Origin of the sequence: Oceanicola sp. 22II-s10i, assembly GCF_002210105.1 — a bacterium.
Classification (GTDB): Bacteria; Pseudomonadota; Alphaproteobacteria; order Rhodobacterales; family Rhodobacteraceae; genus Pseudooceanicola.
Genome location: NZ_AQQU01000023.1, coordinates 1 through 23,403 on the forward strand (window position 1 = coordinate 1; position 23,403 = coordinate 23,403).

General features: G+C 57.9%; 19 protein-coding genes and 2 pseudogenes. 7 read left to right on the forward strand and 14 right to left on the reverse strand.

The genetic code is table 11. From position 1 onward, the window contains the following. Window positions 1–55: 55 nt before the first annotated feature. A pseudogene (locus ATO6_RS23870) lies at window positions 56–237 on the reverse strand (zincin-like metallopeptidase domain-containing protein); the annotation flags it as partial. Window positions 238–376: 139 nt separating this feature from the next. Between ATO6_RS23870 and ATO6_RS23875 the strand changes: the two are divergent. From ATO6_RS23875 to ATO6_RS23895, 5 genes are all read left to right on the forward strand, one after another. After that, complete coding sequence (locus ATO6_RS23875; RefSeq protein WP_141102071.1) at window positions 377–1,168, forward strand: hypothetical protein; 792 nt, start codon at window positions 377–379, stop codon at window positions 1,166–1,168. A 30-nt stretch (window positions 1,169–1,198) separates the two neighbouring features. After that, window positions 1,199–2,404: an XRE family transcriptional regulator gene (locus tag ATO6_RS23880; RefSeq protein ID WP_088626454.1), complete on the forward strand. Its 1,206-nt coding sequence runs from the start codon at window positions 1,199–1,201 to the stop codon at window positions 2,402–2,404. Window positions 2,405–2,422: 18 nt separating this feature from the next. Continuing rightward, window positions 2,423–2,611, forward strand: a complete 189-nt coding sequence (locus ATO6_RS25360) for a hypothetical protein (protein ID WP_141102072.1) — start codon at window positions 2,423–2,425, stop codon at window positions 2,609–2,611. Between the two features lie 202 nt (window positions 2,612–2,813). Next, complete coding sequence (locus tag ATO6_RS23890; RefSeq protein WP_088626456.1) at window positions 2,814–3,737, forward strand: SIR2 family protein; 924 nt, start codon at window positions 2,814–2,816, stop codon at window positions 3,735–3,737. Between the two features lie 9 nt (window positions 3,738–3,746). Further along, entirely contained in the window at window positions 3,747–5,492 is a 1,746-nt protein-coding gene (locus ATO6_RS23895; protein ID WP_088626457.1) for an ATP-binding protein, read from the forward strand. Window positions 5,493–5,535: 43 nt separating this feature from the next. Here the strand turns inward: ATO6_RS23895 and ATO6_RS23900 are convergent, their stop codons facing one another. From ATO6_RS23900 to ATO6_RS23935, 8 genes are all read right to left on the reverse strand, one after another. Then, entirely contained in the window at window positions 5,536–7,707 is a 2,172-nt protein-coding gene (locus ATO6_RS23900) for a DEAD/DEAH box helicase (RefSeq protein ID WP_088626458.1), read from the reverse strand. A gap of 5 nt (window positions 7,708–7,712) precedes the next feature. Further along, a complete protein-coding gene (locus ATO6_RS23905; protein WP_088626459.1) occupies window positions 7,713–9,020 on the reverse strand; it encodes an ATP-binding protein in 1,308 nt (435 codons plus the stop codon). After that, window positions 8,998–11,649 (reverse strand): TerB N-terminal domain-containing protein, encoded by a 2,652-nt coding sequence (locus tag ATO6_RS23910; RefSeq protein ID WP_254919266.1) that lies wholly within the window; start codon window positions 11,647–11,649, stop codon window positions 8,998–9,000. Before ATO6_RS23910 ends, ATO6_RS23905 begins: the two co-directional genes overlap by 23 nt. A 125-nt stretch (window positions 11,650–11,774) precedes the next feature. Then, window positions 11,775–13,061, reverse strand: coding sequence for a Fic family protein (locus ATO6_RS23915; RefSeq protein WP_088626461.1), 1,287 nt, complete (start codon window positions 13,059–13,061; stop codon window positions 11,775–11,777). Between the two features lie 339 nt (window positions 13,062–13,400). After that, on the reverse strand, window positions 13,401–14,000 hold the full coding sequence (locus ATO6_RS23920) for an SMC-Scp complex subunit ScpB (RefSeq protein WP_088626472.1): 600 nt from the start codon (window positions 13,998–14,000) through the stop codon (window positions 13,401–13,403). Between the two features lie 100 nt (window positions 14,001–14,100). Next, entirely contained in the window at window positions 14,101–14,985 is an 885-nt protein-coding gene (locus ATO6_RS23925) for a DUF1403 family protein (protein WP_088626462.1), read from the reverse strand. A 245-nt stretch (window positions 14,986–15,230) separates the two neighbouring features. Next, a complete protein-coding gene (locus ATO6_RS23930; protein WP_043755182.1) occupies window positions 15,231–15,524 on the reverse strand; it encodes a CcdB family protein in 294 nt (97 codons plus the stop codon). Window positions 15,525–15,536: 12 nt separating this feature from the next. After that, window positions 15,537–15,758: a type II toxin-antitoxin system CcdA family antitoxin gene (locus ATO6_RS23935; protein ID WP_043755186.1), complete on the reverse strand. Its 222-nt coding sequence runs from the start codon at window positions 15,756–15,758 to the stop codon at window positions 15,537–15,539. Between the two features lie 22 nt (window positions 15,759–15,780). Here ATO6_RS23935 and ATO6_RS23940 point away from each other — a divergent pair, with 22 nt between their 5' ends. After that, window positions 15,781–16,839: a tyrosine-type recombinase/integrase gene (locus ATO6_RS23940; protein ID WP_088626463.1), complete on the forward strand. Its 1,059-nt coding sequence runs from the start codon at window positions 15,781–15,783 to the stop codon at window positions 16,837–16,839. A 12-nt stretch (window positions 16,840–16,851) separates the two neighbouring features. Here the strand turns inward: ATO6_RS23940 and repC are convergent, their stop codons facing one another. The 5 genes and pseudogenes from repC to ATO6_RS23970 all read right to left on the reverse strand — a co-directional run bounded on the left by repC (window position 16,852) and on the right by ATO6_RS23970 (window position 22,876). Then, entirely contained in the window at window positions 16,852–18,132 is a 1,281-nt protein-coding gene (repC, locus tag ATO6_RS23945; protein WP_088626464.1) for a plasmid replication protein RepC, read from the reverse strand. 160 nt (window positions 18,133–18,292) lie between these two features. Next, complete coding sequence (repB, locus tag ATO6_RS23950) at window positions 18,293–19,288, reverse strand: plasmid partitioning protein RepB (RefSeq protein ID WP_043755191.1); 996 nt, start codon at window positions 19,286–19,288, stop codon at window positions 18,293–18,295. 103 nt (window positions 19,289–19,391) lie between these two features. After that, window positions 19,392–20,603: a plasmid partitioning protein RepA gene (repA, locus tag ATO6_RS23955; RefSeq protein WP_088626465.1), complete on the reverse strand. Its 1,212-nt coding sequence runs from the start codon at window positions 20,601–20,603 to the stop codon at window positions 19,392–19,394. A gap of 494 nt (window positions 20,604–21,097) precedes the next feature. Continuing rightward, window positions 21,098–21,436 (reverse strand): annotated as a pseudogene (locus ATO6_RS25660) (DUF736 family protein). A gap of 588 nt (window positions 21,437–22,024) precedes the next feature. Then, window positions 22,025–22,876, reverse strand: a complete 852-nt coding sequence (locus ATO6_RS23970) for a cation diffusion facilitator family transporter (RefSeq protein WP_007803328.1) — start codon at window positions 22,874–22,876, stop codon at window positions 22,025–22,027. A gap of 63 nt (window positions 22,877–22,939) precedes the next feature. On the opposite strand from ATO6_RS23970, the gene ATO6_RS23975 reads away from it, so the two are divergent. Continuing rightward, window positions 22,940–23,290: a helix-turn-helix transcriptional regulator gene (locus ATO6_RS23975; RefSeq protein ID WP_088626466.1), complete on the forward strand. Its 351-nt coding sequence runs from the start codon at window positions 22,940–22,942 to the stop codon at window positions 23,288–23,290. Window positions 23,291–23,403: the final 113 nt, after the last annotated feature.

A 23,403-nucleotide genomic window follows, 5' to 3' on the forward strand; every position in this document is an offset into this window, starting at 1 on the left:
ACGCCTGTCACCCATCCTACGGCAAGGTGGCATGCGGTGCAGACTGTCAAGATAAAGCCACGACCTCCTCGCGTGCATAGGCCGTGTTCCCGAAGCGAGCATCACCGTAGCTGCGGTTCAACCGGTGCCGGGGTTTTGTCCAATGACCCAGCTCGTGTCCCCAGACGGCATAAAATTCCGCGGGTCCTCAAAGAGCTAGATCGGCGGCATGTAGATCTTGTCGAGCGCCGGGACGTAGCAGGTCTCGCGCCCCAAAAAGCTGACAGACCAGTCTTGGCCAAGGGAGCTGACGCAGACGGTGCAGCGAAAGGTCGATACTGAGGGCCCTGGTCTCCAATGTTTGAGATCCCTCGGACGTCAACGCGAACAAAGCTAGGTGGCTGCGATTGACTTAACGCAATTTTTGAAGCATTTTTCCCTCAAAACGCAAAACCGCAGAATCGGAGCATTTATGGGGGATTTTGTCAAAACCCGTTTCCCGGTCGCAATCTATCGCGGCCTGATCATTGATCTCGAGGACCGCCTCCGCGGAGAGGCCCTCAAAGCTCATCGAATGATCCAGGATCACTCTGGTCTGGATACACGCCGCGCACGGCGTCTTGAGGGAATGTCGCGCTTCCACATGATGGAAAAGGGGTTTCAAGAGGTCTGCGAACTGCATGGCGGCGCGCTGCTAGACGGCGGCATCATCCCCGGGTCGGACTTCAAGGTCTTCCAACCGTTCATGCGTTTCGAGCATGAAGGTCAAGGCTTCATCCTTGGCCTGGCCGCAATGCCGGAACCCAGCAAGCTCCCGATTAAGAACAAGTCGCGGAAGGCTGGAGTGACGCTGAACTACCGGCTGTCACCTCACTTCGATTTCGACGGCACTACCCCTCAGATCGGGGACATCTGCATTCTGTTTCTCTTCGCGCGAGACCCCGAACAGGCCGGTAAGATCAAGGAAATGGCCATCGGCCTCATCGACTCCAAATATGAACAATACCTCTTCTACGAACGGATCGACCAGTACCTCGCGGATGACGGGGATCTGTCGGAACCCATCTCGCCGCTCTCGACACCTCCCGCACTGTCTGCCAGCGGTGCTGTCCGCCTGAAGCGCACAATGAAGCCTTTCGTTCCTCCCGAGGCTCCATCTGTGGATGACGAACAGGATGGCAAAGCGTAAAGGGTGCCACCGGCACTACAGGAGGGAAAAATGCGTGTGGGAACACCCGGCTTCGTGCCGGAACGTCTCGTTGAGGCGCGCGCCGCCCGGCGCGTTCAAAGCATGAAAGAGCTGGCCCTGATGCTGGGAGTCAGCCCGAGTTCGGTTTCTCGCTGGGAAACCGGCAAGCAGGCGCCCGAGGCAGATGCGCTAACTGAACTGGCAAAGGCCCTGCGGGTCCGGCGAGAGTTTTTTCTTCGTCCGGTCTTCGACAGCCCGCGACCGATGTTCTACCGTAAACTGGTCAGCACCCTGAAGCGCGATCGGGAGTATCAAACGTCTCAGGTGAGCTGGCTGCACGAAATCAGCGACGTCTTGCAGCACTACGTCGATTTCCCCGAACTCGACATTCCAGACGTTCTGGGCGGCGCCAGCTACAGTCAGCTTCGAGACGAAGACATCGAGGACATCGCCGGCGAACTGCGCTCCTACTGGCAGTTGGGCGAAGGCCCTTGCACGAACGTCGTTGCCGTCCTTGAGAAGATTGGCTGCGTCGTCGGCTCCATTGAAATGGGAACGTCCAAGCTTGACGGCGTTTGCAGCTGGTCCAAGTCCGAGGATCGTCCTCACATTTTGCTCTCGTCAGACAAGATGAATCTTCCCCGTCGTCAAATGGACGCCGCGCATGAGCTGGGTCATGCAGTGCTGCACCGGAATGTCAGCGCAAAGGCTTTGCGCGATGATCTCCCAGAGATCGAGCGCCAGGCATTCCGTTTTGCAAGTGCGTTTCTTATGCCGCAGACGACCTATGTGCCGGAGGTCCCGAACTACTCCCTGGCAGGTTTGCTGTCCCTGAAAGAACGTTGGCGCGTTTCTGTGAAGGCCCAAATCAAGCGGTTAGTGGATCTAGAGGTCATTCCCCAAGATCATGCCACGCAGCTCTACAAGACCTATTCTGCCAAAGGGTGGAACCGGCAAGAGCCGATGGACAGGGAGTGGGCCGTGCCGAAGCCGCGCATGTTACGTGACGCTCTTTGCTTGATCGTGGATTCCGGTACCCGCAGCAAGGAAGACCTGCTTTCGGTCGAGTTCACGATGCATCCAGGCGATATCGAGAACCTCGCCAACCTCCCGTCCGGTTGGTTCAGCAAGAAAACAGGCGACGTGGTGTCATTGACGCTCAAGGCCGACACATCCCGTGAGACAGGGGCATCTGAAGGGGGGGCAGTGATCCCGTTCTCTAGGCGTGGATCGTAATAGGGTCAGCACATGCGCGTGGAAATCGATGTCTCGGAAGAGGAACTGGATGGTGACTATGGCGCGGTTCCCGGGCTCATCATTACCTGTACCCGGTGCCGGCACTCTATGGAGGTGTTCGGCACCGAAGAAAATTCGGTGAAACGCGGAGCGGTCATGCTTCGGGAGGAATGCCCTTTTGATGAGGACAACTTTTACTCGGCTTAGTTCGTTGGAGGACTTATTCAACAACGCCGGTCGATCGCCGCAAATCGTTTTCGGGCATAGACAAACCATGCCGAAGCAGAACAAGTGAGGCAAAATAGCTTTGGAACTAGAAGACCTCGCAAAGCAGTGCCAGAACTGTGCGCAGCATAGTCCAGTGATAGTCTTGGGTAGCGGGGCCTCGATCCCGCATGGCATTCGTGGCATGGGAGATTTGGCCGTTTGGCTCCGTGATAATGTACAGGCCGACGACGGACCGGAAGGCGATGCCTGGACGCTTGTTAGAACCGCCTTGGCCGCTGGAGATCATTTAGAAGCTGCATTAGAAAACAAAACTCTACCCGATACCTTGGTCGTCAAGATTGTACGAAGCACCTGGGACTTTATCGCGCAAGGCGATTATAGCCTGCTCAAATCAGCAATAAAGACTGAGACCATTTTTCCGCTCCGCACCCTATTCACAGGATTATTCCGAAGTACAAATCGCAATATTCACGTCGTAACAACAAACTACGATCGCGTTGCAGAGTATGCAGCCGATTCAGGCGGCTACATCCACAACACGGGTTTCCTCCCAGGCTATTTGCGACGGGCCGATGGGGCGGAGAATCTGATTTTCAAACAGGGGGCCAATGTGGCGCGGACGGTCACAGTCTGGAAAGTCCACGGGTCTCTTGATTGGTTTTCAGACCCGCATGGGGGTGTGATGTCGCTGCCGATGACGAGCGAGTTACCCGATGGTTTGGTGCCGCTGATCGTCACGCCAGGTGTAAGCAAATATCAGCGGACCCACGACGAGCCCTTTCGGAGCGCGATACAGGGCGCTGATCGTGTGTTGAGTGCCGCGACCGCATTCATTTGCATAGGATACGGGTTCCGCGACGGCCATATCCATCCGAAGCTGATGACGCGTTGTCGTGTGCATGACGCTCCCATCCTTGTCGCAGCGCGCACCTTAACGCCCGAAGCCAAGGATTTTCTAAAGAACAACGCCGGACGTCACTACATCGCGCTCGAGAACCACGATGACGGAACGATGGTTTACAACCGTGACAATCCAGACGGTATTGTTGTTACCGGAGGTAAATATTGGGAGTTGCCTGCATTGAACGAATTGATTGGTTTTTAGGAGGCAGATTTGAGCATACTTGATTTCAAAGACGATGAAAGTCTCGGAAAAATTATCGCCGTCGATACTGCCACTGTGACGGTGCGAGTCGATGAACTTGAACGCCTCAAACGGATTCAGGTCAATCGGTTGACCGCGATCAGAAGCTCGAAAGCCGGGCAGCACCTAATCGGGATAGTTTCGCGCATCACACGCAAGGCAGGTGACGAAACTGCAATAGATGGGGCTGAGGAGGATCCGGAAGCGGCGCTCCCCGAAAACAACCTTGTTCGGGTCGCTCTGATTGGAGCACTCGTAGACAAGGAGGGGCTGAAAGAGAACGTCTTTAAGCGCACCCTGGAGACTGTGCCCGAAATCGATGCGGATTGCTTTGCCTTGGAAGGTCAGCGCCTGACAGACTTCATGCAGGTCATTTCGCAGGTTTCCGGCGACGGCCCGCAACTTGATCTTGGTCGCTACGCATTGGACGAGGACGCGCGGGCCTTCTTGAACGGCAATCGTCTGTTCCAGCGTCATGCCATCGTCGTAGGTAGCACTGGCAGCGGCAAATCTTACACAACTGCGCGGCTCCTAGACCAGATTGCCGGACTTCCACAAGCCAACGTCATCTTGTTTGACATTCATGGTGAGTACCAGACCCTCGATAGCGAGGAGTTCCGGCATCTGCGCATCGCTGGGCCGGGGGACATTGGACAGGATCGCCAGATGGCCGATGGTGTTCTGCATCTTCCGTTTTGGCTTCTCGGCTATGAGGCACTGGTCGCTTTGTTCGTTGATCGGTCCGATCAGAACGCTCCGAACCAAGCCATGCTCATGACACGCTGCATCACCGATGCGAAGCGCGCAATGCTCGATCCGGCAAAACACGCTGACATTCTGGCAAATTTCACCATAGATAGCCCGGTGCCTTTCGATATCGACGGTGTCCACAAGACACTATCAGATTTGAACGAACAGATGGTTCCGGGTGCTAACAACAAGGAAAAGCAAGGGCCATACTTCGACAAGCTGAGCCGCCTGATCGCGCGATTTGAAGCCAAACGAAATGACCGCAGGCTCGGGTTCATATTTCAGCCGCCAGCAGCCTGTATGAATATGGACTGGCTGCCAGAGGTAACGCACTTCTTAATCGGCGGGCGCGGATCGCAAGCGGATGGCAAGGGTGGGATCAAGATCATAAATTTCTCAGAAGTGCCCTCCGACATCCTGCCGCTCATGGTCAGCTTGATTGCTAGGCTGATATTCACAGTCAGCCAGTGGACGCCACCAGACAACCGTCATCCCATCGGATTGTTCTGCGACGAAGCGCATCTGTATATCCCGGAGCGTGCATCGTCAGAGTCAGCCGATGAGATCTCGGTCGGGATTTTCGAGAGGATCGCCAAAGAAGGCAGAAAATACGGTGTTGGACTAGTGGTTATCAGCCAAAGACCATCCGAAGTGAACCGCACCGTTCTGAGTCAGTGCAACAATGTCATTGCGATGCGGCTGACCAACGGCGACGATCAATCCGTGATTAAACGGTTGCTGCCTGACAGCCTCGGCGGCTTTGGTGATCTTCTACCGGTCCTCGACATCGGTGAGGCATTGGTGGTCGGCGATGCGAGCTTGCTTCCGACGCGAGTTGTGGTGTCCGAGCCGCGTTTCAAACCTAATAGTGCGACAGTCAATTTCTGGGATCGTTGGAGTGACGCGGCACCAGTTGCGGGAACGGAAGATGCCGTCCTTTCTTGGCGGAGACAGAGTAATCACTAGCCTTAGGAACGATGACAACAGTCAACTAGGATTGCCGCACACATTATGCTGGGACGAGTCTACAGGCCATCGCCGTAAGAGTATCGGGCGCAAGCTTGGAAGAAATTGCATCCAACTCCAAGAGGGGCTGCGACAGGTAAGGATGGAACTTCTCCGACATTAAATTCCCTGCTCCAGAGAACAGATCCACAGGTTCGCCAGATCGAATATGCGCTAGTACCGTTTGAAGATCGGAGGTTTCGTCCCCGGCCTCCACCAGCACAAACCCGTCATGCTGTTCGACCGAAAAACCCTCGCTTCTCAGTGCGAGCGCGAGGGTTGATGTCTTCACCGTACCGACCCGCGTCGCAATGATTGATGTATGCTCGCCAATGCTGTGTATGTTACTGGCCCTAAACCCCAGCTGTTCATAGTGAGCACGAGCTTCCTCGAGCATCATCAAAGAGACTGTGTCCATGTAAGCTGGGCTGGAATGCCCCTCGAGCACGGTGAACATTCGGTCGATCACCTTGTCATGAATGTCCCCCGCATCGCCGCCGAAGACCGGAGGCACACCAGCCCTTGCGGGTTTGACGACGATAACCTTTTCACGATCATGGATTTCTTGAACAACCCAACGTCGCCCGGAGAATATTAATAGCATCCCAGGGGCAAGAACATTGTCGATCGGCAGGGTTCCAAGGTCCCGCCCCTCTGCAACCAAACGGAATTCTTCAGGTGTCTGGAACACCGCATAGAAGCTGTAGTGCTCAACCAGCTTTTCGCCCACGGGTCCCAAGAGTAAAAGCCCGCTGCCGGCCTGTTCGATCAAGCCGGTTTCTGGGTGGCCGATTGCACGCAACACATCTGCGAAGAACTCGGTTGTGACCTTCCGAAAGGGGCCTTCACGGCAGAGCACGTTGTAGACCACGCTTGCAGACGCACCGCCGCGCTGCGCTATGACTGACAGTATCTGATGAACGAGCGTCGAGAGATGAAGCGCTTGGGCTTTTGGAGGTTCGCACCAGCCTTCCAGCAACAGGTCTATCATCGCGATGGACCTGATCAGGCCGAGGCGAAGACGATCCACGAAACTGCTCTCCAGCGTCAACTTGGTTTCGACAGCGTACTGCCTGAGAATGGCCGGCTGTCCTTCACGGCGCCCTGATCGGCCAAGCCGTTGTCGCAACGCCGCGACGCTGAATGGCGCACCGATTTGAGCCACACAGGTCACGTCACCGATGTCGATTCCCAGCTCGAGCGTCGACGTGCAAACGGCTGTCGTCGGTTTCGCAGGGTCCTTCAAGCGCCGCTCAACAAAGTCACGGTGTTCTCGGGAGAGGCTCGCGTGGTGGGGATAGAATTCCTGTGGAAGGTGCTCCCGTTCGCAAATCTCCCGCAACCGATCTGCGTAAATCTCGACCCGTTGGCGCGCTCCGGCGAAGACCAGGTTGTCGCTACCTCGAAGGTGTTTGAAGAGATGGGCTGCAATTGCGTCCGATGCTGACGGGCTGTTTTCATCTTCATCGCCGGAAAGGTAACCGCGAAGCTGAAGCTTCAATTCAGCCTCGCCGCCATCTGCTTCGATCAGCTGGACAGCGTTTGCGGCGTCAGGGCGAAGATAGGCCTTGGCGAGGTCCATGTCGCCCAGAGTAGCTGACAGACCTACCCGACGGATTGGGCGCTTTATCGCGAGCTCGAGCCTCGTGAGCAGTGAACGAAGCTGGACACCGCGTTCACTATCCAGAACCGTGTGCAGTTCGTCGATCACGACCGCCCGCGTGGCCTCAAACAGGCGGGCAATTTCCAAACCGCGACGAATGAAAAGCGCCTCAAGGGACTCTGGGGTGATCAGCAGAATCCCTTTTGGAGATTTCAACGCGCGCGTCTTGATCGATTGCGAAACATCCCCGTGCCAAGGAACAACCGGAAGCTCTGCTTCCTGGCAGATACCCTCCAGCCGCATAGCCTGGTCCGTGATCAGAGCTTTCAGCGGACCGATGTAGAGCAGGTCGAAGCCTGTGCCGTCGAACGGCTCGTCAAGCACCTGCGAAATCAACGGAAAGAACGCCGCCTCGGTCTTTCCGCCCGCCGTGGAAGCCGCAACGATCAAATCAGCATTGGTCTCGTAGATCGTCCGGATGGAGCGCGCCTGGATGTCGCGAAGCTCGCGCCATCCTTGTTGGCGTATCCATTTCTGCACTGGCCTCGCCAGCTTGTCGAACGCACTGCTCATCGGAGTCAGAGCTTGAAGCTGATCAGGTCATCGTCACGAGATCCTTGGGCGCCAGTTGCCTCGTCTACCTCGGTCATGTCGTCGCCGAGATCTTCCGATACCTCGATCTTTTCAATCAAGTCGCTCCATTCGACACCGGGGTTTTGCTCGAGCACGGAAAGCAAGTTCACGAAGGCCGTCACCGTATTGCGCGGTGTCCGGAAATACGCCTCGCCGATCCGATCCGAACAATGTGTCATGAAGGCCTCGAGCGCGGTGTCCGGCAAAGCACCAGCGTCGTCCTGCATGATCCGCCGAACGTTGGCCAAAAGAACGAAGAGGTCTTCAGGGGTCAGGCTGGCCAGCCGGACAACGGGCCCTGAAAGGTCTACCAATCCGTCTCGCGCGAAGGTGTTCTCGGCCAAGCGCGACTGGAGGGCCTCGTAGCTGTAAAGCCCTCGACGGGTGTTCATCAGGAATTCCGGTGTGCCGCCCATGAGGAATCCAAGGTTCTCGGCACTGCCTTGCAGCACGTCGTTAAGAATCCGAAGGATCTGCTCGTAGTTCGCATTGCGGGCTTGAGACGAGGTGAGCTTGTAGAGGTTCACCATCTCGTCAAGGCCGACGAGCAAACCTTTGTAACCAGCCTCGCAAACGAATGCTGACATCAGCTTCAGGTGGTCATAGACACTGGCGTCATCGATGATCGTGCGGACACCGAGCGCTTTACGGGCGTCGGTGCGTGTGGCGAATTCACCGCGCAGCCACCTCAGGGCCGCGGATTTCAACTCGTCGTCGCCAGCCTCGTGGCCTTCCCAATACCGACGGATGACTTCAGCGAACTCAAACCCCCCGGTAAGTTCTTCGAAGTGGCCAAGGCGTTCACGGATGACAGCCCCCGTTGGCAGATCCCGCTCTTCAGCATCGCGGTGTGCCTGGCTGACAAAACGCTCTACCACGCTGGCCAATGCCCCGCCATCGGGCTTTGTCCGCGTCGACAGGTTTCGGGCCATCTCGGCATAGAGCCCACGAGCTTGCCCGCCGGTCGCGTGAATGCGGCGATCTGGCGCCAGATCTGCGAACATTACAACCAGGCCCTTCTCCAGAGCCACGAGGCGGATCAGGTTCATGAAGAACGTCTTGCCTGATCCGTATTCCCCGATGATGAACCGGATCGCCGATCCGCCGTCGGAGATCCGGTCCATGTCCTTGACCAGTTCTTCGATTTCTCGGACGCGGCCGACCTGAACATGACGCAAACCGAGCTTGGGCACGACCCCGGCCCGAAGCGCCTGTACGATCGCATCACGTTCACGTGGTTTCAACTTCGACATCCCTGCCCTCCGTGTTCATCTTTTCTTTTACTGCCTCAGCAATGTCCGAAGACACGTCATATCCATCATACTCATCGAGAAGCGCTTCATCGTAGGTCTCGAAGGCCCATTCATTCACGACCTCCAAAGCACCGGCCGCCATCAAACCATGCGCGCTGCAGATCGTCTCAAACTCCGTTTCAGACCAATGCTCGCGAACAATCAGCTCAAGCACGAGGGCGCCATGTTTAGGGTCAAGCCCTGCAAGCTGGCTTGGGCTGGCAAGCGCGGTGTCACCGCTTTCTTCCTCTTCGACATCGAAAATCTGACCGAGGACGGACGACACGCGCTCGGTGTCCGAACGGATTGCTGCGATCCGTGAAGCGTCGAGCTTGGGTCCGCTGGCTTTCTCGAGATCGGGTATCGCTTCGCCCGGACGACCCGGTTGCGAGGCACGCACAGTGCGAGGACCATCCGAAACTTCGCCAGCATGCAGGTCCGAGTAGGCCAACGCAGGATCAAGGCCCAAAGCCTTGTAGATCTTCTCTATGCTTGCGACCTCGTCTGAGTGAATAATGCCATCGGCATGTGCTGCACCAACCAGTGCTGCCCGCATAGCGGCCTGGCTGTCTTGCCCCACCTCTTTCAGTTTGCGCCGCAGAAGCGTCATGTCCGGTGGCACCGCCAGGAACCATTCGAGGTTTGCACGCAGCCGGCGGCGTTCCTGACCGCTGAGGGACGCGGCAGAAACTTGGTCTTCCAGCGCCCTGCGTTCAGGCTCCGCGATGCGACCATCCGCATGGGCGACGAACGACCCAAGCGCCAGTTCAATCAGCGCGTTTCGATAGCTGTCGGAAACTTCCTCCAGTTTTTCGATGGGTTCGCCCAAGCTAAACAGCACTACGGGCTCCTCCGCCTTGGGCGACCGAAGCGCAAACCGAGGGTCAGGCGCCAAACCGAAACCGAGGCGGGCGAGCGCGTCGGCAGCTCCTGTCATCTGCCGTTTCCCGATCTTCTCGCTCCTTTCTCCCTCCAGACGTCCTATCACGTCCTCGAGCGGCACCAATCCACCCTGATCTACGATAGTGCTTGCCCAAGATCTTAAGCTGTCCATTTCTTCTGATGGGAAGGATTGCCACAGCACAGAAGGCAACAAAGCATACGCTTCTACGCTCCCACGACCGTCAGGGTTGCGACCCAAGTATCGGCTAAGCTTATCGAGATCGCTCATAGCCTCATCGGCCAATTCTTGTGCGATCTCGACCGGCTTACGTAGGCCAGATATATCCGGCACCGGATTTCCTTCAACAGTTGGGTTTGCTGAGCCCTCAAACTCGCTGGAAGCAGCTCTATAGGATACCTTTAGCGTCTTCCGAGGTTTGGCAACCTTGAGCCCGTCAGGAAACCGCTGGTCAAACCGGATACGGAAAAGAGCGATGAACTCATCCCGGCATCGCGTCGCCGGAGTTCTTAGATATGTTTCAGGGTGACAAATGAACCAACTCAACAGCCATTCGGCAGTCAAATTTTCGCCCTTGTAAATCCGAGCTCCGATTGCGTACTTTAGTGAAAACGGAAGCTCCCAGCCCTGCTTATCGAAAATGGGCTCGATCTCGTCGAACTCGATTTCGACAAGAGTCGCGATGTCTAGGAACTCCCCCAGGTAGCGCCGGACGGAGTGACTATCGGGGTAGAGAGCCTTCAACCTTCGAACTTCTTGGACGATATCCTTGGCGTCATCCTGGGACTGATCGACGAAGAAACGGCGCTCCAATCCGTAAAAATACAGGAACATGTATCCTGCATCAAACCATGCATCTTTCCGACCGCCAGCAAGCCAATCGAGATAGGTCGCCCTGCAGTCCGGCGAGATTTCCGAGTAGTTCGGCCAATACGGCATCCCCCTTCCTGAAACGTCAGTTCCCCGCTTCGCCACTGACAAAGCGGGATCGATATAGCCTCGGCACTTTGAACGATAGCCGTTGGTGTTCAGCGTTGGAGGGGTTCCAACGTAAACCATCCCGCCGATGTTGCGGCCCGCTACACTCGTCGTCTCGTCAGATCGAATCCACCCGGTTTTTGGTGATCTCCGAGATAGGGTAGCTGGCGCTGGTTGCTTTCTTTCAGCCGCTGCAGCTAGGGCTGGTGCCGCGGACTTTCCGGCACGGACGATCGCAGCGTAGTCCTGCTTCGGATGAACGTAGGTCTCGGTGGCCGCCTTTGTCCCTTGCGAAGGCTGCGCTCGTTCGGCAGCGGGCAATGAGTCTGGCACGGAAGACCGTCCCGCACGGACGATTGCGGCATAGTCCTGCTTAGGTGGGGAGTAGGCTTGAACGGCAGCCGGTGCGTGAGACGTAATGGCTTCGCGAGTTCGTTCGCGCTCACGCTCGAAATGTTTGTCGTAGTCACTTGATCGAGTTACCGGATCAGATCCGGATGTTCGGGTTTCGGAACTTCCCTCGGCGTGCGCCTTTGCAGCGAGTTTCCGCGATCTCCGCTTTTCTTGCCACCAGACCAAAATGATAGGGGCACCGAATGCAAACAGCATCTGCCCGCCAACAGGCCAGCCCTGAAGCAGGGTGATCACAACGACCATGCACAAGAAGAAGTATAGGACGAGAAAGAATGTAACTCGTAGGAATTTGAGCATTAAAGACATTTTAAGAACCCTCTCCGAACCACACTATTTTGGATGCACACCATTGCAACGACTATCGCAATAACTGTATGCGCTTTTGATGCGTCGACGTTCTTCGGTACGCGTTGATCGACGATCTAGCGCAGGTTCACCCCTTCCAGATCATCGGGTTTCAGCCGATAGCGAATGACGTTGCCCTCATGGAGCCCTGCGATCTGCTCACGTACGTAGGCGACAACCTCAGCTCGATCAGCATCGGGTACACCAGCAGCCAATGCCATCTCATCAACCGCATCGGTTCGGAACTCTTTAAATTCGAGAACGCAACGCCGTACCGCAGCGCGAACAAACTCCCGGTAAGCAAGAGCAGCCTTTTCCGGGCTCTCCACCTCAGCGCGGAGAATTCGGTACTTTTCTGCGGAAGCCAGGTACGCGTCCATGTAGACCTCGCGCAGCAGCGCGACGTTGTTCAATTCATAGACCCCGATCAGCCCGTCGATATAGTCGCTGTCGTCCATCGTCATGAACGACATTGGGGCAAGGTCCGACTTCAGAAGTGGGATGTTCGAGGCCACGCGCGACGTCCGCTTGTTGACGTCGGCAAAGGCCTGGAGGTACGGGATGTGCACCAAGAGGAAGAAGGACTGCTCGAACGGATCAGTGATCTGCGCAGCCTTGTGCAGCAGGATGTCGAACTCTTCTGCGATCGTGACCCCATCGTCGAGCGGTCGATAGCTCGAGTGCGTGATCCCGACCGGCATCGCTCGCAACCGGCCCGACATCGCAGGGTCCGCCAGAAGACCATCCGAGAGCAGCGCATGAATCGCGAACATATCAGGGCGACGGAGCCCGATCTCATCAAGATTATCGACGATATACTGGATGGCTTCCTTATGGTTGAGGATCATTAGGGCTTCTTTGCGATCCTTTCCCGCAGCTTCTTCGCCAAACCTGATCAGTCGCTCAGTCTGCAGAATATCGTAGGTGTTCCCCTCCATCCTGGACGATGCCCAACTGAGATCGACCAAAAGCTGCTCAAGGATCCGACGTGCGTATGTTCCGGCTGGGATTGCGCCTCCCTGCGGGCGGCCGGCCTCCAACAGCCTTTCGCGGTCTGGTGCAGACAGGTACCAGGTCTTTTCTGGGACGTATGCGTCGAGAAACTCCGGTCGATAGAACACCGGCGCTCGCCTGTTGTATGGCGTCGACAAATGCGACCGGACGACCGCGCCCCCGGCGACGCTGTATCCCGTCGCCCTGCCCTTGCCAGATACCTCGAGGCGACCTTCCTCCACCATCCGCTTCAAGAGGCGCCATACGGTGGTTTCGCTTACATCCCTTGCAACGCCCTTCCGGATGGCGTCGCGTCCGGCACCCGGGTTCTCGCCGACAAAAGCTAAAATGTCTTGATCCGACAAGGCCATGAAACGATATCCCTCAAGTGCGAAACGATTATAGCATTGATACACCTACATTTTTCCACTGCGCAAGTTTTCGTTTCACTCATCTTGCAACGATTCAGGTGTCAGGAGGCAATGGCCATCTTCGTCAAGAATACGAAACGATTATCACACTGAAATCATTAATATTTCTGGCACTCTCCGAGAATCGTTTCACTATATATGAAACGATAAATAGAACGACAGAGTTTGCACTAGGCGACGGCAGCGGAGCCCGCAAAGACACGAACCTGCGGAAAACAATATCTTTATATCAGTGTCTTAGCGCTCAAAAAGATCAACGACATCCAACCCAAAATCGACCTATCGTGTTTCCGCTGCAAGCCCCGCGTCCTCCAACTGCTCCCGATCGGGAAGATCGTGCAGGCTCTCCAACCCGAAAACGACCAGGAACTGTTCGGTGGTGACGAAGGTATAGGGGGCCCCACGCCGCGGCGCCCTCGGCCCGGTCCCGATCAAGCCCTGCGCATGCAGCCGCCCGATCAGGTCCCGGCTGATCTCCTTGCCGAAGATGTCCTTCAGCCCGTCGCGGGTGATCGGCTGGTGGTAGGCGATGGCGGCAAGGACGGCGATGTCGAATTCGCTCAGGTCCAGCAACTGGTCACCGACATCCGCCGCCGCACGGATCGCGGGGGCGTAGGTGGCACGCGTCCGGAACATCCAGCCGCCGGCGACCTGGGCGATCTCGAACGAACGCCCCTCCAGATCGGCGGCAAGATTCTCGACCAGCAGATCCACCGAGGCCCCCTGCCCCACGACCCGCACCAGATCCTCGCGCGGCACGGGGGAGGCAGAGGCAAAGAGCACCGCCTCGATCCGGCGCATCCATTCGCGCCAGCGCAGGTCCGGCGGCAGCTCCGCCAGCTCGCGGTCAAGCTCGGGGTCGCGTCGATCCCTGGCCATCACGAGACCTTTCGGGATCGCAGGGCCGAACCGCAAGATCGCTTCCCGTCCGCATCCTCATTCGGACCAATGGCATTCTGATGCGAACTGCCGACCATGCTCAGACCCCGTAGAGCCGAAAGGTGTCGCGACCCGTCAGCTCACGCACCGCGCCCAAGTCGACCAACCGGTCGCAGAGCCGACGCGCGGCGCGATCCGGCAAGGGGAGCGCGGCGGGCGCCACCGCATCACGGGTCAAGAACATCTCGACCGCGTTGCCCGCGCCCTTGGCCCGCAGCTTGGGCGCGACAGCCTTCAGATGCGCCGCCCGCCGCGCGAGGTCAGCAGCCTGCCGCACGGCCTCAACTACCGACGTGATGAGCGCGCGATGACAGGCTAGTCGAAGATCATCGCCCTGCTTGCGCAAGTCGGCACGCTTCAGGCCCGCGGCCAGCAGCGGGACCAGATGAGGCCAGCCAAGCGGCTGCGCGAGGGCGGCATCGGCGAGGACCAGCGCCGGCGTCGTCGCGCGCGGGGCCTCGGACAGCACCGCCTCCAGCACGATCGCCGCGCGGGTCACCGACGGTCCGCGTCCCGCGTCGAGCCATGTGGCGATCTGGCCCGGCGCGGCGCCCGGCAGCGCCCGGGCCAGCGCCTTGACCGAGAGGGGCCGTGCGACAGCCCGGCGCCACTCAAGACAGGTTTCTCCGGCCGGTCCGGGCAGGTCGCCGGGGCGCAGATGGTGGATCGCGTCGCGCAGCTCTGCCGTCCGCTCCAGACGTCCGGAAAACACGACGCAGGCCGCCGCAGCACGCAACGCCAGCCTGTCCCGCAGCAAGGCGAGGGGCACCTCTTCGCATTCCAACACAAGATGCAGGTGGCTCAGCGCAGCGCCCGAAAAGAACGCAGCATCTTCAAGGGTTTCCGCGCGTAAGGAAGAGATCCAGGAGGGTGTCCCGGACGGGGTGCCAAGGGCGCTGAGGAGATCCGGGCGGGCAAATGTCATGGCCGCAGCCTACAGATGCGCGGCGCTTTTGGCCAGAAAATAGCGCGATAAACGCCCCGGCTTGCCGGACGCAGTCATGTCCAGTAAGTTTGCATTATCGGACATGAAAAGATATGCTCCGCGACATGTCAGAAGATCACGAGAAATCGAGCTCAGAAGCACCAATCGGGTCTTCGTCCAGCGAGGACAACGAGAGAGATTGCTCTGACGTCGAGGATTTGACCCGCCTCCACTTTGGGATCGGTTCACACCCCGTCGATCAGGATGTCCATGGCGCGCTTCAAAGCGTCGCGGTGATCGGCCAGAGATCCAACTTGGTCCCGAAGCTCCGCGCCCGGCACCGCGGCCAGTTCCTGAACCCGCACGATCAACGTCGTCCCTTCAAAAGCGACAGCGGGCGTGAGACCCGGAAAGGCCACATACCGGCTTGCCTCGCGCAATGGCGCCACGATACGAGAGGCGTCAATGCCGATCAGATCGGTTTGCAAATCAACGACAAGTTGGCCACCCTTGAGGCGATACAGATCGAACTGTGCCATACCAAGTGGTCCTCAGAAACTGCGGAAGGCCGCGAGGGGCAAACCTTCCTTGGCGATCTCTTCGGCATAGGTGTCGATTGCGGGTTGGTTCGCCTCTCGCCAAAGGCGGTTGCGTTCCACCTTGGCGGCTTTGATGATCGCCGCCTCGGCCAGCCGCGACATGTTGAGGCCAAGCGCCCGCGCCGATTCCGCGACATCGGCGTCGAGGGTCAGATTGACTTTCACGCGGCCCACAGAGACCTCCCGGAGAATGCGTATGGATGAAAAGTATAAGTCAGGTGCAAGTCCCGATCAAGACAAGAGCGACCGGATCACACTCCCCGCCTCTGTGGCCAGTTCCGGCACACTTGACCGCCTCGTCGACACGGCCCGCGACTATGCGCGCTCCGCGGCCTCGGAGAACACACTCAAGGCCTATGCGAAGGATTGGGAACATTTCGCGCGCTGGTGCCGGATGAAGGGCACCGAGCCGCTGCCGCCCTCCCCCGAGATGATCGGACTGTATCTCGCGGATCTGGCGTCCGGGTCGGGCCCCTCCCCTGCCCTATCGGTCTCGACCATCGACCGGCGCCTGTCGGGTCTCGCCTGGAACTACGCGCAGCGAGACCTCACCCTCGATCGCAAGAACCGCCACATCGCCACCGTTCTGGCGGGGATCAAGCGCAAGCATGCGCGCCCACCGGTGCAAAAGGAGGCGATCCTGGCCGAGGACATCCTCGCGATGGTGGCCACCCTGCCCTTCGATTTGCGAGGCTTGCGGGATCGGGCAATCCTGCTTCTGGGCTATGCCGGAGGTCTGCGCCGCTCGGAAATCGTCAGCCTCGACGTCCACAAAGACGACACACCAGATTCTCGCGGTTGGATTGAGCTCTTCGACATGGGCGCCCTCCTGACCCTCAATGCCAAGACCGGTTGGCGCGAGGTCGAGATCGGCCGCGGCTCGAGGGATCAGACTTGCCCCGTGCATGCTCTGGAACAGTGGTTGCACTTCGCAAAGATCGACTTCGGCCCTGTCTTCGTCGGCACATCTCGCGATGGCAAACGTGCTTCGGAAACGCGGCTGAACGACAAACATGTGGCCCGCCTGATCAAGCGCACGGTCCTGGATTCCAGCATAAGATCCGAGCGGCCCGAGAAAGAGCGCCTGGCGCTGTTCTCAGGTCACTCGCTGCGCGCCGGCCTCGCCAGTTCAGCCGAAGTGGATGAACGCTATGTCCAGAAACAGCTCGGTCACGCCTCCGCCGAAATGACCCGCCGCTACCAACGCCGCCGCGACCGGTTCCGGGTGAACCTGACCAAAGCCGCCGGCCTCTGACCCCCAGCCCCATCACGCGGCCTGCCCGCTGAGCCTGCCATAGAAGCTACGCTCGAGGTGCAACTCCCCTGCACCTGCTTTCTCGACCATGCCGCGCAGATATCCGCCCGGCGAGGAAACTTCTCCCGCGCTGTGCTTCTCGAAGACAAGGGCAAACGCTGCCGTTGCCACCTGAGTGCCCATTCGGTCTTGCGCCACGTTCCAGGCATGTTCCGAGATCCCGATCATTGGCCTGAGTTGCCCCGCAACCCGGTGCAAATCGCCCCAATCCTTCAGGAACCCGCCCATATTGCGCGCCCAAGATGCAAACTCCGGACAGGCTTGCATCACAGTCGGCAGATCCAGCGCCGTGCGCTTCTTGCGCACCTCGGCAACCCAGTCTTCCAGCTCCCTATCAACTTGATCTTCGGGCTGGGCATTGGGCACCACGGCCGCCGCTTCCTCTTTTTCAGAGGAATTACGTATTACAGGATTAAGTTCGTTTGTAATTAGTATATGGGGGTCGGAAATGACCTCCCTGGGGTTCATTTCTTGAGTTTTCTCAGAAACTTGTTCCTTAGTTTGCTGCATATTTTCCACAGGCTCAACCGCCTGAATTGCCTTGAGATAGGCGGCTTCAACACGCTCCTGAAGCTCCTTGAACCAGGTCAGCAGCCGTGCCAGTTGATCTGAGGCTTCATGGCGGCGCGGAAGCCGATCCAGAAGCTCATCAAAGAGGCCCGTGAACTGTGTCCAGGGCCCGCGCAACGCGCTGCTGACTGCGGCTTCGATTCGTGCGCGGATCATCCGGCGGGCGACCGTGATTTGACGCTTCAGACGCTGGCAGAGCTCGCGTTCGGCCTGCAACTCGGCATGAAGCTCCTCGAACTCAAGGGCGCGAGCCGAAAGCGGCGACAGATCGAAGCCATAGGCCTCGACGATGCGGCCATTGGCGTCTCTGCGGCCCCACCGCTTGCCATTGGGGCTGTCCTGGAAGGAAATCACACCGAGCTCGGCCAGTCGCCGCGCATGGCGCTTGAGAGCAGAGAGCGAAAACCCGGTCTGCTCCATCAGATAGGCGTTCGACGCCCAGACGATCGGGCGCTGCCCCTTTTCCCAGTCCTGGGCCTGGGTGAATGCCCCGAGCGTGTCGAGGAGCATCATGTCTCCGGCCTTGAGGCCGATGTAGGCCCCTACCCGCTTCACGGCCACGAAGGCCTGCGTTTTGGGAATGGCTACCTGTTCACCGGCTTGGGCAAGCTGCTCTGCGATGCCAAGACCCGGTGTTGGCTTGCGCCAACCTGTATGTTTCATGCCTGTTTCTCACCTCCAGTTATGTGGAGGCAAAAGAAAGCCGTTCGCCGAAGTGGCGTTCTTGTTGACAGTGATTCGCGGGAGAGATATCTTCTAAGCGACCAAACTTTTCAGATTAGCTCTCAGGCCACGCTGCTTGGGGGCTTTTCTTTTGCCTAGATCATTGTTCTGACTGCTCCTCTTTCGTCGCGAGGAATTCACTGTACAGCTGATCGAGTCGGCCCGAGAGAAAGTCCCCGAACTCGGTCGAGTCTTGCGCCGTGAGTGAAATGCTGAATGCCTTTCCGGATCGGCCGATGACGCCTTTGATGCGGCCTTTGCCGGCGGTCCAAGTACGTTTCTTGGGCGTGGCACGCGTTTTTCGGCTTTTCGGCGCCCTGCCCGCTTCTGCTAGCTTGCTGTGCAGGAACTCGAAGCGTGCATCGCTATCGAGACCCTGAAAACCGTCGAACTCCAAAGCTCCTTTGAGGATCTTCTCATTCTTGGGCTCCGAGGCCAACTTCTTGAAATCCTCCCAACGATCACGCCCGATCTGCTTGGCTGGGCCAATCTGTTCGATGACGTTCCGCGGGACGTTCTGCGCCACTGAAAGCATGCGCGAAAGCAAAGTACCGTCAATGGTCAGGGCGGACTGGATCACGTCCTTTGCTTGCCCCATATCCAAAAGGCTCTTCGCAAATAGGGCCTTCTCAATAAATGAGAGATCTGCGCGCGCAGTGTTCTCCTGCCCTTGAGCAAGAATGTGGGCCACGTCGTCCATCGGCTTTACTACTGCGCGAACCTTACGGCCGAGCGCCGATGCAACTCGCACACGGCGATGCCCGAAGACGATCATGTAGCGGCCATCTGCTTCTGGATGCGGTCGAAGCAATACCGGTGTGTCCTGGCGACCGGCCGCGATCGATGCTTTCAGTTCGTTGAACGCAATATCGTCATCACTAAGCCGATCCGAGACGAATGACACATCGATCAATTGCGGATCGATCTCGACAATGGTCTCGCCTTCAAGAAGACGCTTCGAGTTCTCCGCAAGGCTATCAATCGAAACCTTCATCGATTTCGAAGCACCGCGCATTGCGTATCCAGAGCGACCGGAATCCTTGGGCTGCTCCGGCGAGCCGGCCATGACGCTCTTCAGGAGGTCTTTGCGCGCCATCAAGCCATCTCCTTTTCGTCAGAATCCAACCTACGCGCTGCGCGCATTTCGACAGTTGCACGGCTGTCAAAACTGGCTCTCTGCACGGCTGTCAAAACCTCATTCATTCACGCCCCCAAGCCTTGTGGATCAGTTCGGCGATCTCGTCGTTCACATCATTCAAAGAAGTCACTGCGCGGTCGTAAGTAGTCCGCACGAACTGAGACCGCTCAATTTCGTAAAGCGTCTGTTTGGTGATCCCAGCGTCGGAGATCGCCGTAGATTTTAGCACAGGAGCCGACAGCATCTGATTTGGAAACATCGCCTGGAGGAACCCAACCATCTGCTTCTGGGGGCCGTCCGTTGGTTCAAATCGCGTTACAAGGTAACGGAACCACTTCAGGCGCATGTTCGCTCCAGCGTCACGGATCGTCTTCATGATCCCGCCCAGCATCAGGAGAAATTGGCTCATCGACATGACGTCCAGCATCTGAGGATGGACCGTCACAATGACCGAGGAAGAAGCCGTGAGAGCAGTGAGTGTGAGGTAGCCCAGCTGAGGAGGGCAATCGATCACAACCACGTCATAGCGGTCATCAACCTCGCTAAGCGCCTTCGATATACGAGTGAAGAAGGTACGGCCCTCATGGGGATCGCTACTCGTCAAAGCAACAGGGGTATCGTATTCGTACTCTTGAAGCTCGAGACTTGCCGGAACGATATCTAGGTTGGGAAAATTTGTTGGCCGGATCACCTCTGTGATCGGCTTGCGCTCGTCATCATACCGAAGTGTCTCGTAGAGCGAAGGCACGTTGTCGAGTTCAGGCTGAATGCCGTGCAAAGCTGTGAGCGACGCTTGAGGGTCCAAGTCGATCGCAAGAACTCGATGCCCTTTCAACGCCAAGTGCTGCGCGAGGTGAGCGGCGGTAGTGGTCTTTCCCGAGCCCCCTTTGAAGTTCACGACAGACACGACGTGCAGTTCTTCGCCAGGTTGCCGATAGGGGACATAACGGCGTTTTCCGGGGCGGCCATGCTTGTCGAGATAAGCTCTCAGTTCCAGCATCTGCTCGGCCGAGTAGCTGCGCCTCCCGGACGACGATGTTTCAGGTTCAGGACCTTTGCCTTCGAGATGAAGCTTCTTAATGGTCGACTGCGTCACGCCGAGATAGTAGGCAACCTCGGCCAATGAAAACTGACGTAGACCTTTTTGAGCGTCGGGAGGATACTGTTCCTGACGCAACATATTGAGGCGGTCGGAAATCAACTCTCCTTGCTGTAGGATGATCTCGTCGAAGGATTGATCCTTCGTATCAGCCGTAAAAGACCGTTCTCGCATCTGCCTGCCCTCTAAATATCGCTTTTTCGGCGGTTTCGCTCTTTAAACTGTCATCTACACAGAAAAATGAGTCTTAACAACAATTTTCACCCGATGGCTCGAACTCCACCGAGACACCAGCTGGCTTAGATGTTCCGGCAAATTGTAGTGATCGCGGAAGATGGCCGCCCAATATATGGGAACTTCTTCGACATCAGCAGATCAGAAGTTGACCTAAACTTCGCGTCTCTCCCGTCGCAATTATTTGCTTTTATTGCCTTTTCTATCTTTGCACGGCTGTCAAAACGGAACCAACTCGAGGCATAGACGCGCCTGTGCAAGCCCGGAAAACCAAGACAAGGAAGCAGTATGTGTCAGCACGAACTTGGATCCGATCTGCAATCATTTACTTCGGCCAAGCGTATCGACCAGGGTACTCTAAAACATAAGCAAGTCTTACCAGAGGGAAGATAAACAGCGGGAATCGGCTGGGTAGCCCCAGCCGATTCTATGCTTCACGCTGCGTCTTTGGGACCCCAGGGGATGACGGCCTGCAGGGACAGATCGTCCTGGTTCGCGGCCTTGCCGAGGTTGGCGTTGAAGCCGTGGTCGCGGATGGTCAGCGTGAAGTAGTCGGCGCTGGTCTCCTTGTTCTGCTTCTTCCGGATGCCGCCGCACTAAACCAGCTTGCCGAGCGGGGAGCGGCCGAGGACGCGGTGCGCGGGGGCCAAAGGGTTCGTGCTCGCGACGGGTTCGACCGTGATGTCGAGGTCGAAGGTCAGCGTCGAGATGGAGCCGACGCCCTTTGCGGTTTCGATGTCGGCGCTGGTGAATTTGATGCAGCTCGTGGTCATAGCTCTTCTCCTTGTTTGTGTTGCAATGATGGTCACCTGGCAGCTGGCCAAGGCCCGGCCACACCGAAGGCGAAGCGTGAGCGGAGAGGGGCGGGCGCCGGTCTTTTTGGTCCGCGAGGAATGGCCCACCCCTGTTCTTTGGTGGGTTAGGGGAAAAAAGATCGGCGGCGACCTTTGTGGACGGGACGACAGCTGCGACCAGCATGTCATGCAACTCAGACAAAGGGAGAAGAGCGGTAGCCGCGAAGGAAGGTAGGTGAACTGCCGAGGGAGATGCCGCCGATTGGCGATCTGGTGAAAAGCTGAGATATTAGCCCTGAGGTGCCGACAGGTCACACTCTCGGAAACACGAAAACCAACCTCAGCGCAGCGCCCCGGGCTAAATGACCGAAGATGTGGGGCTATTAGCAATCGGGAAGAAGCCATAGGGCAGGGTACCGGTCAGGAGAAAATGCCCGTTGAAGACCCTCAGCTCCGAAACGGTCATTAAGTTACCGTGCAGCTAATGGCGGCAACGAGCCCAGACTCACCGATGCTGCGGGGCGCGCGAATGTCGGCTTTCGTCCGGCGCGTCGCACCATGATGGAGTTAGTCAGCTTCCACCAAGTCACTCCGGGCATCGCGGATGATCATCCACGACGAATGCAGGAAAAGCCCCGCGATCGCGAACGCGACGATCAGGTCGGGCCATGCACTGCCAAGCCACGCGACCAGCCCGGCGGCGATGACCACGGCGAGGTTGCCGATGGCGTCGTTGCGAGAGAACAGCCAGACGGCTCGCATATTGGCATCACCCTTGCGGTGCTTTAGCAGCGGCAGCACCGCGAGGATGTTTACGATCAGCGCACCTACCGCGAAGGCTCCCATCAACCCGGCTTCTGGCGTGGTCTGGTTGAGGACACGCCAGAGCGTGCTGCCGACAACGCCAAGGCCCAGAAGGCCCAGAAACACGCCTTGGATCATCGCCGACCGCGCCCGCCATGTCAGGCTCCAGCCGATGGCGAGCAGGCCCAGAAACGTGATCGCACCATCGCCCAGAAAATCGAGCGCGTCTGCCTTCAGCGCCTGCGAACCGGACAGGAACCCGCCGAACATTTCGACCACGCCGTATCCGAGATTGAGCGCGACCACGATCCAGAGCGCGCGGCGATAGCTCGGGTCCTTGTAGGCCGGATCGGACGATGTATCGCCGTCCTCGATCTTCTCGAAACCGTAGCCGGTCGCGTCGAGCGCGGGCCGCACTTTCGGCAGATCGCCGTCCGCGATCCGCAATGTCATGATGTGGGTGGCGGCGGACACTTTCACGTCGCCTTCGGCCACGCCCGCAGACCGGGCCGCGCGCTCGATCTCGGCGGCATCTTTCGCGCAGTCCATGCCTTGCACCCGCATTCGGATCGGGGAGGAGGCTGTCGCCAACTTGCTGTTATCGGGCTGGCTCATGTGCGATCCTTTTTGTGGTGGCGGGCGAAAAGGTACGCTGCTAACGTATCAGTGGATAATGATATGACAGCGCAAAACATTCAAGACGATCTTTCGGCACCCGATACACTGGAACTGCGGGCAAAGCTCTTCCGGGGCCTAAGCGATCCCAGCCGTCTGACGATCCTCGATGCGCTGGTGTCGGACGAACGCAACGTACAGGAAATCGTCGGGCATACGGGTTTGGGTCAGCCCAACGTCTCGAACCATCTGCGCTGTCTGCTGGAATGCGGGCTGGTCAGTCGCCGCAGCAAAGGCCGCTTCGTTCGGTATCGTCTGGCGGACAGGCGGGTCGCCGATCTCATCCGTAATGCAGATCAGCTACTTGCCTCGACAGCCAACGGAGTTGATGCCTGCCAAAGCTATACGGACTAACCGGCGCGACCTGCTGCAATGTCCTATCGGTGCGCCAAACCTGAAGCAGCCATCTGCGCATCCGCAGCGAATGCACCCTTTGTCCGCATTGCTGCCTATTCGCGAAAACAGGG